This window comes from Pontivivens ytuae (assembly GCF_015679265.1).
Lineage (GTDB): Bacteria > Pseudomonadota > Alphaproteobacteria > Rhodobacterales > Rhodobacteraceae > Pontivivens > Pontivivens ytuae.
In genome coordinates this window covers 2,769,322-2,782,331 of the sequence record NZ_CP064942.1, presented here as the reverse complement: position 1 = coordinate 2,782,331, position 13,010 = coordinate 2,769,322, and the positions used below count along the sequence as shown (strand labels likewise).

Sequence of the window (13,010 nt, the reverse complement as noted above, 5' to 3'; positions counted from 1 at the left end):
CCGGAGATCAATCCTCACCCCACCCCGCACTGCGCATCTCGTGCAGCCGGCTCACGGTCCGCTGGAACTCGAACGCCCCGTCGCCTTCGGGATAGAGCGCCTCGGGCTCCGCCGCCGCGCTCGCCACCAGCCCCGCCTTTGCCTCGTAGAGCGCGTCGATCAGCGTGACGAAGCGCTTGGCTTCATTGGCCCGCGCCCGGCTCAGCGTCGGCACGTCCTCGATGAAGAGGACCCGGACCGCGTCCGCGATGGCGAGGTAGTCGCCAGGCCCCAGCGGCTGGCCGCACAAAGCCGCGAAATCGCCCCGCCCCGCCCCGTTGCGGAAACGCGGCACCACGACCTCGCGCCCCTTGCGGTGCAGCACCAGCGGCGCGCAGTCTCCGCCCGCAATCTCGCCCCAGAGCGCATCGAAACCCGGATCGCCCGCCGCGAACCAGCGCTTCGCCCCCTCTAGCCGCCCGGTCCGGTGGTCTGTGCCGTCCGAGAGCTCATGCACCTCCATCCGCTCCTTGATCAGCGCGATGAACGGCAGGAAAAGCTGGCGGTTCAGCCCGTTCTCGTAGAGCGCATCCGGATGGCGATTGGAGGTCGCGACCACGATCACACCGCGCGCGAACAGCTTCTCGAAGAGACGCCCGACCAGCATCGCATCCGTGATGTCGGTGATCTGCATCTCGTCGAAGCAGAGCAGCGTCGCACCCTCGGCAATCGCCTCGGCCACGGGCTCCACCGGATCCTCCTGCCCCCGCGCGCGCGCCGTGCCGATCCGCTCGTGCACGTCCTGCATGAAGGCGTGGAAGTGGACGCGGCGCTTCGGCTCCACCGGTGCGGTCTCGAAGAACAGGTCCATCAGCATCGACTTGCCGCGCCCGACCCCGCCGTAGATGTAGAGGCCCGGAATATCGGCCTCCCGCACCCGCTCGCGCCCCCAGCCGAAGAGGCCGAGCCGCACCTTCTTGCCCGCCTTCGGGTCGTAGCCCTTCAGCCGGCCGTGGAGCAGTTGCAGCTTCTCCGCCGCGAGCCGCTGCGCCGGATCGGCGTTGAGCGCACCGTCGGAGACCAGCGCGCGGTATCGGGGAAGAGGTCCGTCGGTCATGTGTCCCGATTAGCGGCACCGCGCCGCGCTGACCAGCCCGCGGTGCTCCGGGGCGCGCCCGATCGGGCGCGGGGCTTCCGGCGGAGATATTTGGACAAGGAGGAAGGCGGGCGAATGTACTCGTTGTGCTCGGGCGCGACCCGACCATCTCCCGCCGCGGAGGATCCCCGGGATAAGCCCGAGGATGACGTCCGGCCCGCGGCAGCGCTAAAGTCCGAGCATGACCCCGCCGATCCGCCCTGCCAGCCCCGAGGACGCCGCCACCATCGCGCGCATCCATGTCGAAAGCTGGCATGAGACCTATACCGGCCTGATCCCGAACGCCTTTCTCGACCAACTGGACGTGGCGCGCAGCACGGCCTTCTGGACGAAGCAGATCGCAGCGCCCGGCGCCAGCCGCATCCTGATCGCCGGTGAAGTCGCCTTCGCCAATGCCGGTCCGATGCGCGACGATGGCCTGCGCGCTGCCGGCTGCCTGCACGAGCTCTACGCCCTCTACATCCTCAAAAGCGGCCAGCGACGGGGCCTCGGCACGGCCCTGTTCACCACGGCCCTCGAGGGTCTCGACGGCGACACCGGCCTCTGGGTGCTGGAGGACAACCATGCCGCCCGCCGCTTCTACACCGCGATCGGCGCTGCCAGGATCCCCGGCGCCGACAAGGACGTGCCCTTCGGTGAGGCCACGCGGACCGAGCTCGCTTACCGCTGGGCATCGTCACATCAGGAATCCTGAACCGAACCCATACAATAATTCGTTTGAGCCGCCCCCGGCCTCGCGCCTACCCTCGCGCACCCGGAGGAAGCCGCCATGACCCAGTCCCGCCTGTTCACCCCCGTCCTGATCGCGGGCTCGCTCATCATGCTGGTGAGCTTCGGCATCCGTGCGAGCTTCGGCGTCTTCCAGATCCCGATCGCTGAGGAGTTTGGCTGGCTGCGCGCCGAATTCTCGCTCGCCATCGCCATCCAGAACCTCGCCTGGGGCGTCGGCCAGCCGATCTTCGCCGCGATTGCGGAGCGGTTCGGCGATCGCAAGGCGATTATCCTTGGCGCCGTGGTCTATGCCATCGGCCTTGCGCTCTCGGCCTATGCGGTGAACCCCGCGCAGATGCAGCTCCTTGAAATCCTTGTCGGCTTCGGCATCGCGGGCACCGGCTTCGGCGTGATCCTCGCCGTGGTCGGCCGGGCGACGGCGGACGAGCACCGGTCGATGGCGCTCGGCATCGCGACCGCCGCAGGCTCCGCCGGTCAGGTCGTCGGCCCGCCGGTCGCCGCGGCGCTCCTCACCTTCATGGACTGGTCCGGCGTGTTCCTCGTCTTCACCGTCCTCATTCTTGCCTCCCTCGCCTTCCTGCCGCTGATGCGCGTGCCGCAGCCCGCGCCGCGCTCGGCAGTGGAGGAGACCATGGGCCAGATGCTCGGCCGCGCCTTCCGCGACCCGTCCTACATCCTGATCTTCGTCGGCTTCTTTTCCTGCGGCTATCAGCTCGGCTTCATCACCGCGCACTTCCCGGCCTTCGTGACTGAGGTCTGTGGCCCGATCTCGCCCGGAGGAGTGCTCGACAGCGTTGGCATCTCCGACACCGCGGCGCTCGGCGCCTGGTCCATCGCGCTGATCGGTTTGGCCAACATCGCTGGCACGATCTACGCGGGCAAGCTCGGCGCGACGCTGCCCAAGAAGTACCTGCTGGCAGGCATCTATGCGGGCCGGACGGTGATCGCGGCGCTCTTCATCGCGCTGCCGATGACGCCGCTGACCGTCATCGTGTTCTCGATCACCATGGGCTCGCTCTGGCTCGCCACGGTGCCGCTGACCTCGGGGCTGATCGCGCATCTCTACGGGCTGCGCTACATGGGCACGCTCTACGGGATCGTCTTCTTCTCCCACCAGCTCGGCAGCTTCACTGGCGTCTGGCTGGGCGGCGCGCTCTACGACATCTACGGCACCTATGATGCGGTGTGGTGGGTGGGCGTCGGCGTCGGCGCCTTCTCCGCCCTTGTCCACCTGCCCATTCGGGAGAACGAGCCGAGGCCGCTCGCCGCCTGATCCATCACTCTCGTCCAATACGCCCGCCGGAGGCGGACCGGCGGGGCGTCAGCCCCGCCGCCGGACCCACAGCACGAAGGGTAGAGCGACGAAATACATCGTGATCCCGTAGACGCCGGAGGCGAGCGAGAACGGCCCGATCACCGAGCCACCGCCGATCAGCGCCCCCACCGTGATGCCGAGCGTGCCGTTCTGAACCCCCGCCTCGATGGCGATCGCGATCCGCTCCTTCGTCTCCAGCCCGCCACCGCGGGCCAGCGCGTAGCCCACCGCCAGCATCACCGCGTTGAGCACGATCAGGAGCGGCCCGAGCACCGGCAGGTTCTCCACGAACACACCCCAGTTCGCCGCCAGCGCGCCCACGATGATGATGACGAAGAGCACCGTGGCGATGCGCGAGGCCACCCGCTCGAACCGCACGCCGAAGCCCGGCGCCAGCGCCCGGAGCCCGACGCCGAGGCTCACCGGCACCGCCGTCAGCGCGAACATCGAGAGCGCCAGCGAGGTGACATTCACCTCCGGCGCGGCCTCGCCCAGGAACCAGTCCACCGCGAAGGCGACCAGCAGCGGCACGGTGACGACAGACAGCAGGCTCACCACCGCCGTGAGCGACACCGACAGCGCCACCGCCCCGCCCGCCAGCTTCGTGATGATGTTCGAGGTCACGCCCCCCGGCGCGTAGGCGAGGATCATCACGCCCACCGCAAGCTCCGGCGGCAGCTCAAACACTTGTAACAACAGGAACGCGATCAGCGGCAGCAAGGCCACCTGCGCGACCGCGCCGATCAGGAACGCCTTGGGCATCCGCGCAACCCGCGCGAAGTCCGCCGGCATCAGTCCCAACCCCAACGAGAACATGATGAACGCCAGCGACAGCGGCAGAAACACCTCGATGAGCATGTCCGTCCCTCCCCTTTTCTTTTTGTCGGCAGAGAGTGCGGCGCGACGGCCCGCCGCACCAACCGAAAACCGCATGACGTTGGGGAAGGGCGATGCGCTCCGGTCCCGAAACCGCTTTAAGTTGCACCGCGGCAAGCCTTTCCCTTGAAACGAAGCAGCCCGTCCCGCAGGAATGACGCGATCGCAGCAACGACCCTCGGGAGACGCCCCCATGGCCACCAAGACCGCGAAAGACAACATCTTCTCCGACCGCATGCTGAGCCTCGGCCTCGCACGGGTGTCGGAGGCCGCGGCCATCGCGGCGGCCAAGCTCATCGGCTCGGGCGACGAAAAGGCCGCCGACCAGGCCGCCGTGGACGCGATGCGCACCCAGCTTAACATGCTCGACATCAAGGGCGTCGTGGTGATCGGCGAGGGGGAGCGGGACGAGGCGCCCATGCTCTATATCGGCGAGGAGGTCGGCTCCGGAAACGGCCCCGGCGTGGACATCGCCCTCGATCCGCTGGAGGGCACGACCCTCACGGCCAAAGACATGCCCAACGCGCTCGCCGTCATCGCCATGGGTCCGCGCGGTTCGATGCTGCACGCGCCCGACGTCTACATGGACAAGCTGGCGATCGGCCCGGGCTATCCCGACGGCCTCGTCACCCTCGACATGAGCCCCACCCAGCGCATCCAGGTCATGGCGGCGGCGAAAGGCACGACGACCGAAGGCGTGATGGTCTGCGTCCTCGAACGCCCCCGCCACCAGGACCTGATCGCCGAGATCCGCTCGACCGGCGCCCGGATCCGCCTCATCACCGACGGCGACGTGGCCGGCGTCATCCACTGCGCGGAGGCCGAAAAGACCGGGATCGACATGTATATGGGCTCCGGCGGCGCACCGGAGGGCGTGCTCGCGGCCGCAGCACTCAAGTGCATGGGCGGCCAGATGCAGGGCCGTCTCCTCTTCCGCAACGACGATGAACGAGGCCGGGCGGAGAAGGCCGGGATCACCGATCTCGACCGAATCTACGAGCGCGATGACATGGTGACCGAGCACGTGATCTTCTCGGCCACGGGCGTCACGGACGGCTCCGTCGTGCGCGGCGCCCGGCGCGACGGCGAGTATCTGGAGACGGAGACGATCCTGATGCGGTCGAAGACCGGCTCCGTCCGCCGCCTCTTCTACCGCCAGAAAAACCAGTAACCCGGGAAAAGTCCCCTCCACCTCCAAGGGGGAGGGTTAGGGAGGGGGCAGTCACCCGATCTACCCCCGATAATCCTCCGCCCGAAACCCGTCGCCGCCGCTCACATAGGTCTCGGCCCCCGGCACGATATCGGTGTTCTGCACCGCCACCACCTGCCAGCCAGCGGCGACCTTCCGCGCGACGAAAATCAGGATGTTCTGCCGATCCCCGGCGACCGAGCCATCCGGCGCATACTGCCCCGACAGCCGCGCCCGCCCATGCACCACGGCCACATCACCCAGCATCCGCACCTTCACCCGGCCAAAGCGTAGCACGCTGTCCCGAAAGAAAGTCGTCAGCCCGTAGTGATGCGCCTTTTCGATCGCCGCGCGGTCATGCCACCAGATCCCCACGACGTTCACGAAGTCCGCATCCTCGGCCATCAGCCCGGCCAGCGCCGCCGCATCCCGCGCCATCCACGCCTCGGCAAAGGCCGCGGGAATGTCCTCTGGGGTCTGGGGCAGCTCCATCATCTTCCACCTTGAACGAAAATATCCTCGCGCGGCAGCGCGAAACCGCGTCTCAGTTCACCTCCACCACCTTGCCGGGGTTGAGGATGTTGCCCGGGTCGAGCGCGCGCTTGATCTCGGCCATCACCTGCCAGCCCGCGCCGTGCTCGGCCTCCATGTAGCGCTTCTTGCCGATGCCAACGCCATGCTCTCCGGTCACGGTCCCGCCCATCCGCAGCGCCCGCTCGGCCATGGCGTGCGCGAGCCGCTTCGCTTCCGCCAGTTCACCCTCATGGCCCGGCTCGATCAGCAGGGCGGCATGGAAGTTCCCGTCGCCCACATGGCCAAGGATTGGCCCGGGAATGGCGCTCTGCGCGATCTCCGCCGCCGTCTCCGTCACCGCCTCCGCGAGGCGGGAGATCGGTACGCAGACATCGGTCGTCACCGCCCGGCAGCCGGGGCGCAGCGCCTTCACCGCGTAATATGCGTTGTGCCGCGCGTGCCAGAGGCGGTTTCGCTCCTCCTGAGCCGTCGACCAGCCGAAATCGCCGCCGCCGAACTCGGAGACGATCTCGCGCACCGTCTCCGCCTGCTCGGCCACCCCGGCCTCGGAGCCGTGGAACTCCATGAAGAGGTGCGGGGTCTCCGGCATGTCCCGCCTGTCCCAGGCATTGACCGCCCGCACGCACTCGGCATCGAGGAACTCGATCCGCGCCATCGGCACGCCCATCTGCATGGTCGCCTGCACCGCCGCCACGGCACTGTCGATATCGGGAAAGGCGCAGACCGCGCTCGCCGCCGCCTCCGGCTGGCCCTGCAGCCGCAGCGTCAGCTCCGTGATGATCCCCAGCGTCCCTTCGGAGCCGACGATCAGCTTCGTCAGGTCATACCCGGCGGAGGATTTCCGCGCCCGGCTGCCGGTATGAATCACCCGCCCGTCGGCCAGCACCACCTGCAGCCCCAGCACGTTCTCCCGCATCGTGCCGTAGCGCACGGCGGTGGTGCCCGAGGCGCGCGTCGCCGCCATCCCGCCCAGCGAGGCATTGGCGCCGGGATCGACCGGGAAGAACAGCCCCGTCGCGCGCAGTTCCTCGTTCAGCGCCTCGCGGGTGCAGCCGGGCTGCACGCGGCAATCCATGTCCTCGGCGTTCACCTCCAGCAACGCGGCCATCTCGCTCATGTCGAGGCTGATGCCCCCCTTCACCGCCAATGCATGCCCCTCCAGCGACGTTCCGGTCCCCCAGGGCACGATCGGGCAGCCATGCTCCGCGCAGGTCCGCGCGATCAGCGCCACCTCCTCCGTCGAGCGGGGGAAGACCACGGCGTCGGGCAGCACCTCGTCATAGTAGCTCTCGTTGGCGCCATGCAGCGCGCGCACGCTCTCCCCGGTCTGCACCCGGTCGCCGAGGGTCTTGCCCAGGGCCACGATCGCCGTTTCTATGCTCATGTCACTCCCCCGGTTTTCCGCGATCCTGCGAAGACCGCGGCCCCAAGTCAAAGGCTCCCGATGTCTCGTCCGCTCACCGGCCATGACGGCCCCTACGCCGCCCCCTTCGAGACCTCCGAGCAGACCGTGCCGCCCGAGTGGATCGACTATAACGGCCACATGAATGTCGCCTACTACACGATGGCGATCGACCGGGCGCAGGACGAGCTGCAGGACGTCCTCGGCCTCGGCGAAGCGCATGCGAAGGCCGACCGCATGGGGCCCTACGTGCTGCAGACCCACATGCACTATCTGGGCGAGATGCTGGAGGGCGCGACCTTTCACGGCCGGTTCCTCCTGCTCGACCACGACACGAAGCGGATGCACATCTGGGCCGAACTGGTGAGCGAGGGCGAGGTCCGCGCGACCTCCGAGCTCATGGTGATGAACGTCGATCTGGACGCCCGCCGTGGCGCGCCGTTCCCCGACTGGGCGCTGAAGCGGCTGGAGCGGATGAAGGCCGACCACGCCGCCGTGCCCCACCCGCCCCGCATCGGCGCGCCTCTCGGATTGCGACGGTAGGGGATCGCCGCCCCAATCCACGACAGGCCCCGGATCAGGTCCGGGGCGGTAAGATGCAGAAGAACCCTACCGCCCGGCGGCCCCAAGAACTATCGGCACCCCGGCGCTGCCCCTTCGATAAATGTCCGCACGCTGTCCAGCGTCGGGGCCTGCCCTCGGAACGGTTCGCCCAGCGCGCCGAGGATGCTCAGGTGGCCGACGCCGCGATAGATCTCCAGCCGCACACGGTTGCCGCCCTTGCGCAGGGCCTTCGCGAAGCTCTCCGCCTGCTCGACGTCCACGATGTTGTCCCGCGCACCGTGCAACAGCAGCGTGGGCGGCGCCTCACCCGCACCGAAGTTCACCGGCTGGCTGGCGTCCCGCGTCGCCTCCGGGAAGATCGCACCGAACCGCGGCCCCTCGATCGGCAGGAAGTCATACGCTCCCGCAATCCCGACGAAGCCTGCCACGGACCCGCACGGATCGCTCCCCAAAGCTGCCAGATAGTGGGGGTCATGCACGATCAGCGCCCCGATATGCGCGCCCGCGGAATGCCCCACCAGCCAGACCGGCGCGCCGCCCGCCACGTCGCGGCGCACCGCTTCGACCACGGCAGCCACGTCCTCCACGAAGGTCGGGAACACCACCCGCGGCGCGAGGCGGTAGTTCGGCACTGCGACCCGCCAGCCCTCCGCCGCCAGCGCCGTGCCGATAAAGCGGTAGAAGCGCTTGTCCCCCGCCGACCACGCGCCGCCCTGCACGAAGACGACCACCGGCCCCTCCCCGCCCGGATCGTAGAGGTCGTAGCGCTGCCGCAGCTCCGGCCCGTAGGCCACGTCCCGCGTCTCCACCACGCCCTCGACCCCCGCCCGCGCGTTCACGAAGTCGATGGGCGAGCACCCGGCCAGCGCCAGCACCACACACAGCCATTTCCACATCGTCAGATCACCCGGAACAGAAGCCAGACCGTGCCCCCGGTGAAGAGATAGCCCGCCAGCGCCAGAAGCCCGTCCCGCCCGATCAGCGCGAGCCCGAAGGCGAAGATCGCCGCGGCCGCGGGCAGCATGGCGAAGGGAATGAAGCCCAGGAAGTAGATCGAGAAGGCGAGCGCCGCGCAGATCAGCGAGATCACGATGCGCGCGGGCCAGCTTCGCACCAGAAAGACGAGGCGCTGCTTCAGCAGGCTGTCCACCCGGCGCGCATAGGGCCGCGCCCAACTCAGCGCGCCCTTCAGCCGGTCATACCCGACATCGCGGTTGGCGATGAACTTCGGCAGCCAGATCCCCTTCTGCCCCACCCAGCTCTGCACGATGAAGATCAGCATCAGCGTGGCGGCCACATCGGGAAGGCCCGGGATCCCGCCGACGAAGGGGATCAGCAAGACGCCCGACAGGAGGGTGAGCAGCACACCGAGCGGGCGATCCTCGAAGGCGTGGACCAGCGCGCCGACCGTGGTGCCCTCCTGATCCACGGTCTCTCCGAAATCGTCGAGGACATCTTCCAGCGGTCGGGTTCGATCGGGCATGTCCTCTCCTTGCACGAACAACGCGTCAGAGATGTGAACGGGCGCGCGGCGGCTCAAGGACGGATTTGCAGCTTCCCGTCAGGTAGATGCGGGTGAGGCGGTTCGGGCGTCTCGGCCTCCGGGCTTGCCCTGCCCGTTGCCCATACACGCCCAACCAAAGCCGGGCGAGCGCGTGCCCGTGGGATGGCGCCCCCGCCCTGCGGACGACGCACTTTATGCCTGCAAGGTCGTTGCTACCTGCGAACCGAGCACGCTGCCGCAAAGCGCCAGCCCGCCGGAACGGGCAGGCGCTCGCCCGGCGCCTTCGGCTTGATTCCGGGCGGTTCGTCCCCGTGGCAACCGTGCTCACGCGCCGCCGGATCGAGGGAAGCACCCGAACCCAAAAGCCCCGATCCCAAAAAGCCCGCGCGCAACGCTTGCGCCACACCCGCCGCCCCCGTAAACCACCGCCAATTTGCCCGCACCCGACCCGGAGTCGCCCTCATGCCAAAGCGCACCGATATCTCCTCGATCCTCATCATCGGAGCGGGGCCCATCGTGATCGGGCAGGCATGCGAGTTCGACTATTCCGGCGCCCAGGCCTGCAAGGCCCTGCGGGAGGAGGGCTACCGCGTCATCCTCGTCAATTCCAACCCCGCCACGATCATGACCGATCCGGGCATGGCGGACGCCACCTATATCGAGCCGATCACCGCCGAGGTCGTCGCGAAAATCATCGAGAAGGAGCGGCCCGACGCCCTCCTCCCCACCATGGGCGGGCAGACGGGCCTCAATACCGCGCTCGAACTCGACGATCTCGGCGTGCTGGAGAAGTTCGGCGTTGAGCTGATCGGCGCCAAGCGCGCCGCCATCGAGATGGCCGAGGACCGCAAGCTTTTCCGCGAGGCGATGGACCGGCTGGGCCTCGAAAACCCCAAGGCGACCATCGCAAACAGCTTCGACGAGGCGATGGAGGCCCTGCCCCATGTGGGCCTCCCCGCCATCATCCGCCCCGCCTTCACGCTCGGCGGCACCGGCGGCGGCGTCGCCTACAACCGCGAGGACTACGAGACCATCTGCCGGAGCGGCCTCGACGCCTCCCCCGTCTCCCAGATCCTGATCGACGAGAGCCTGCTGGGCTGGAAGGAGTACGAGATGGAGGTCGTCCGCGACAAGGCGGACAACGCGATCATCATCTGTTCCATCGAGAACGTGGATCCGATGGGCGTCCACACCGGCGACTCCATCACCGTCGCCCCCGCCCTCACGCTGACCGACCGCGAATACCAGATGATGCGCAATGCCAGCATCGCCGTGCTGCGCGAGATCGGGGTGGAGACCGGCGGCTCCAACGTGCAATGGGCCGTGAACCCGGAGAACGGCCGCATGGTCGTGATCGAGATGAACCCGCGGGTGTCTCGGTCGTCGGCTCTGGCGTCCAAAGCCACGGGTTTCCCGATCGCCAAGATCGCGGCGAAGCTCGCCGTCGGCTACACGCTTGACGAGCTGGACAACGACATCACCGGGGTCACTCCTGCCTCCTTCGAGCCGACCATCGACTATGTCGTCACCAAGATCCCCCGCTTCGCCTTCGAGAAGTTCCCGGGCTCCGAACCGAACCTGACCACCGCCATGAAGTCCGTGGGCGAGGCCATGGCCATCGGCCGGACCTTCCATGAGAGCGTGCAGAAGGCGCTCGCCAGCATGGAAACCGGCCTCACCGGCTTTGACGAGATCACCTTCGACGGGCGCGAGGCTCTGGTTGCCGAGCTCTCCAAGCAGACCCCCGACCGGCTCCGCGTCATCGCGCAAGGGATGCGCGAAGGCCTGGGCGATGACGAGATCCAGGCGCTCACCTCCTTCGACCCGTGGTTCCTCGCCCGCATCCGCGAGATCGTGGAGGAGGAGGCGCAGATCGCCGCCAGCGGCCTGCCCGAGACCACGGCCGGCATGCGCCGGATCAAGATGATGGGCTTCACCGACGCCCGCCTTGCCCACCTCACCGGCCAGTCCGAAACCGACGTGCGCCACCACCGCCATCGGCTCGACGTGCGCGCGGTCTTCAAGCGCATCGACACCTGCGCCGCCGAGTTCGAGGCACAGACCCCCTACATGTACTCGACCTACGAGGCCGACATGATGGGCGAGGTCGAGTGCGAGGCCCGGCCCACCGACGCCAAGAAGGTCGTCATCCTCGGCGGCGGCCCCAACCGCATCGGCCAGGGCATCGAGTTCGACTATTGCTGCTGCCACGCCTGCTTCGCGCTCACGGACGCGGGCTACGAGACCATCATGGTCAACTGCAATCCGGAAACGGTGAGCACCGATTACGACACCTCCGACCGCCTCTATTTCGAGCCGCTGACGCTGGAGCACGTCCTCGAAATCCTGCGGGTGGAGCAGGAAAACGGCAGCCTGCAAGGCGTCATCGTCCAGTTCGGCGGCCAGACCCCGCTCAAGCTCGCCAACGCGCTGGAGGCCGAGGGCATCCCGATCCTCGGCACCTCGCCCGACGCGATCGATCTCGCCGAGGATCGCGAGCGGTTCCAGGCGATGCTCAACGAGCTGGGTCTCAAGCAACCGCGCAACGGCATCGCGTCGTCGGCCGCGGAGGCCATGCGCATCGCGGACGAGGTCGGCTACCCGCTGGTCATCCGCCCCTCCTACGTGCTGGGCGGGCGCGGCATGGAGATCGTGCGCGATACTGCGCATCTGGAACGCTACATCGCCACCGCCGTGCAGGTCTCCGGCGACAGCCCGGTCCTGCTGGATTCCTACCTTGCCGGTGCGGTGGAGGTCGACGTGGACTGCCTCAGCGACGGCACCCGCGTGCACGTCGCCGGCGTGATGGAGCATATCGAGGAGGCCGGCGTCCATTCCGGCGACAGCGCCTGCTCGCTGCCCCCGCATTCGCTCGACGCCGCCACTGTGGCCGAGTTGAAGCGGCAGGCTGAGGCGATGGCCCTGAAGCTGAACGTCGTCGGCCTGATGAACGTGCAGTTCGCGATCAAGGACGGCGAGATCTTCGTGCTGGAGGTTAACCCCCGCGCCTCGCGCACCGTGCCCTTCGTGGCGAAGGCCGTGGGCTCGCCTATCGCCTCCATCGCCGCACGGCTGATGGCGGGTGAGGCCCTCGACGCCTTCGAGCTGAAACCCGCCGAAACCCCGCATATTGCGGTCAAGGAGGCGGTCCTGCCCTTCGCCCGCTTCCCCGGCGTCGATACCCTGCTCGGCCCGGAGATGCGGAGCACCGGCGAGGTCATGGGCCTCGACACCTCCTTCGAACGCGCCTTCCTCAAGGCCCAGCTCGGCGCGGGCGTGGACTTGCCGCGGGAGGGCACCGCCTTCATCTCGATCAAGGACGCCGACAAGGGCGCCGCGATGCTGGAGGCGGCGCAAACCGTCGCGGGTCTCGGGTTCGAGATCGTGGCCACCACCGGCACCGCTGCATGGCTTGCGCAGAACGGCGTGACGGCGACGAAGGTCAACAAGGCGCATGAGCCGCGCCCCAACATCGTGGACGCGATGAAGGACGGCACCGTCGCCCTCGTGATGAACACCACCGAGGGTGCGCAGTCGATCGCAGACAGCCGCGACATCCGCCGCGTCGCCCTGAACGACAAGATCCCCTACTACACCACCGCCGCCGGGGCCCGCGCAGCAGCGCTCGCCATGCGCAATCGCCTCGATGGTGAGATTGCGGTGATGCCGATCCAGGGGCTTGGCGCGGCCTGAAGGCTGCGTCCTCGGCCCTGTGCCGGTGCTTCAGGTCACTTTTGAGATCGGGTTAACAGACCACCG

At 68.2% G+C, this 13,010-nt stretch carries 11 protein-coding genes; 5 read left to right on the top strand and 6 right to left on the bottom strand.

All coding sequences use genetic code 11. From position 1 onward, the window contains the following. Nucleotides 1-7: 7 nt before the first annotated feature. Nucleotides 8-1,096, bottom strand: coding sequence for a cell division protein ZapE (zapE, locus tag I0K15_RS13700; protein ID WP_196102068.1), 1,089 nt, complete (start codon nucleotides 1,094-1,096; stop codon nucleotides 8-10). A 220-nt stretch (nucleotides 1,097-1,316) separates the two neighbouring features. On the opposite strand from zapE, the gene I0K15_RS13695 reads away from it, so the two are divergent. Then, nucleotides 1,317-1,829 (top strand): GNAT family N-acetyltransferase, encoded by a 513-nt coding sequence (locus I0K15_RS13695; RefSeq protein ID WP_196102067.1) that lies wholly within the window; start codon nucleotides 1,317-1,319, stop codon nucleotides 1,827-1,829. A gap of 75 nt (nucleotides 1,830-1,904) precedes the next feature. Beyond that, nucleotides 1,905-3,140, top strand: coding sequence for an MFS transporter (locus I0K15_RS13690; RefSeq protein WP_196102066.1), 1,236 nt, complete (start codon nucleotides 1,905-1,907; stop codon nucleotides 3,138-3,140). A gap of 48 nt (nucleotides 3,141-3,188) precedes the next feature. On the opposite strand, the gene I0K15_RS13685 is transcribed toward I0K15_RS13690, so the two are convergent. Next, nucleotides 3,189-4,040, bottom strand: a complete 852-nt coding sequence (locus tag I0K15_RS13685; RefSeq protein WP_196102065.1) for a bile acid:sodium symporter family protein — start codon at nucleotides 4,038-4,040, stop codon at nucleotides 3,189-3,191. 211 nt (nucleotides 4,041-4,251) lie between these two features. On the opposite strand from I0K15_RS13685, the gene glpX reads away from it, so the two are divergent. Continuing rightward, the gene (glpX, locus tag I0K15_RS13680) at nucleotides 4,252-5,229 is read left to right on the top strand and encodes a class II fructose-bisphosphatase (RefSeq protein ID WP_196102064.1); all 978 of its coding nucleotides are present in this window, start codon (nucleotides 4,252-4,254) and stop codon (nucleotides 5,227-5,229) included. A gap of 60 nt (nucleotides 5,230-5,289) precedes the next feature. On the opposite strand, the gene I0K15_RS13675 is transcribed toward glpX, so the two are convergent. After that, nucleotides 5,290-5,739: a YybH family protein gene (locus I0K15_RS13675; protein ID WP_196102063.1), complete on the bottom strand. Its 450-nt coding sequence runs from the start codon at nucleotides 5,737-5,739 to the stop codon at nucleotides 5,290-5,292. 52 nt (nucleotides 5,740-5,791) lie between these two features. Then, nucleotides 5,792-7,165: an FAD-binding oxidoreductase gene (locus I0K15_RS13670; protein ID WP_196102062.1), complete on the bottom strand. Its 1,374-nt coding sequence runs from the start codon at nucleotides 7,163-7,165 to the stop codon at nucleotides 5,792-5,794. A 60-nt stretch (nucleotides 7,166-7,225) separates the two neighbouring features. On the opposite strand from I0K15_RS13670, the gene I0K15_RS13665 reads away from it, so the two are divergent. Continuing rightward, nucleotides 7,226-7,726, top strand: coding sequence for a thioesterase family protein (locus I0K15_RS13665; RefSeq protein WP_196102061.1), 501 nt, complete (start codon nucleotides 7,226-7,228; stop codon nucleotides 7,724-7,726). 89 nt (nucleotides 7,727-7,815) lie between these two features. Here I0K15_RS13665 and I0K15_RS13660 read toward each other — a convergent pair whose 3' ends face one another. Together I0K15_RS13660 and I0K15_RS13655 are read right to left on the bottom strand one after the other, a co-directional pair. Next, nucleotides 7,816-8,643, bottom strand: a complete 828-nt coding sequence (locus I0K15_RS13660; RefSeq protein WP_196102060.1) for an alpha/beta hydrolase — start codon at nucleotides 8,641-8,643, stop codon at nucleotides 7,816-7,818. 2 nt (nucleotides 8,644-8,645) lie between these two features. After that, nucleotides 8,646-9,230, bottom strand: a complete 585-nt coding sequence (locus tag I0K15_RS13655; protein ID WP_196102059.1) for an exopolysaccharide biosynthesis protein — start codon at nucleotides 9,228-9,230, stop codon at nucleotides 8,646-8,648. Nucleotides 9,231-9,713: 483 nt separating this feature from the next. On the opposite strand from I0K15_RS13655, the gene carB reads away from it, so the two are divergent. Next, entirely contained in the window at nucleotides 9,714-12,944 is a 3,231-nt protein-coding gene (carB, locus tag I0K15_RS13650; RefSeq protein WP_196102058.1) for a carbamoyl-phosphate synthase large subunit, read from the top strand. Nucleotides 12,945-13,010: the final 66 nt, after the last annotated feature.

What these genes read in the sequence shown, in the direction of transcription:
- zapE (WP_196102068.1), bottom strand. Translation starts at nt 1,096, where the DNA reads ATGACCGACGGACCTCTTCCCCGATACCGCGCGCTGGTCTCCGACGGT.
- I0K15_RS13695 (WP_196102067.1), top strand. Translation starts at nt 1,317, where the DNA reads ATGACCCCGCCGATCCGCCCTGCCAGCCCCGAGGACGCCGCCACCATC.
- I0K15_RS13690 (WP_196102066.1), top strand. Translation starts at nt 1,905, where the DNA reads ATGACCCAGTCCCGCCTGTTCACCCCCGTCCTGATCGCGGGCTCGCTC.
- I0K15_RS13685 (WP_196102065.1), bottom strand. Translation starts at nt 4,040, where the DNA reads ATGCTCATCGAGGTGTTTCTGCCGCTGTCGCTGGCGTTCATCATGTTC.
- glpX (WP_196102064.1), top strand. Translation starts at nt 4,252, where the DNA reads ATGGCCACCAAGACCGCGAAAGACAACATCTTCTCCGACCGCATGCTG.
- I0K15_RS13675 (WP_196102063.1), bottom strand. Translation starts at nt 5,739, where the DNA reads ATGGAGCTGCCCCAGACCCCAGAGGACATTCCCGCGGCCTTTGCCGAG.
- I0K15_RS13670 (WP_196102062.1), bottom strand. Translation starts at nt 7,165, where the DNA reads ATGAGCATAGAAACGGCGATCGTGGCCCTGGGCAAGACCCTCGGCGAC.
- I0K15_RS13665 (WP_196102061.1), top strand. Translation starts at nt 7,226, where the DNA reads ATGTCTCGTCCGCTCACCGGCCATGACGGCCCCTACGCCGCCCCCTTC.
- I0K15_RS13660 (WP_196102060.1), bottom strand. Translation starts at nt 8,643, where the DNA reads ATGTGGAAATGGCTGTGTGTGGTGCTGGCGCTGGCCGGGTGCTCGCCC.
- I0K15_RS13655 (WP_196102059.1), bottom strand. Translation starts at nt 9,230, where the DNA reads ATGCCCGATCGAACCCGACCGCTGGAAGATGTCCTCGACGATTTCGGA.
- carB (WP_196102058.1), top strand. Translation starts at nt 9,714, where the DNA reads ATGCCAAAGCGCACCGATATCTCCTCGATCCTCATCATCGGAGCGGGG.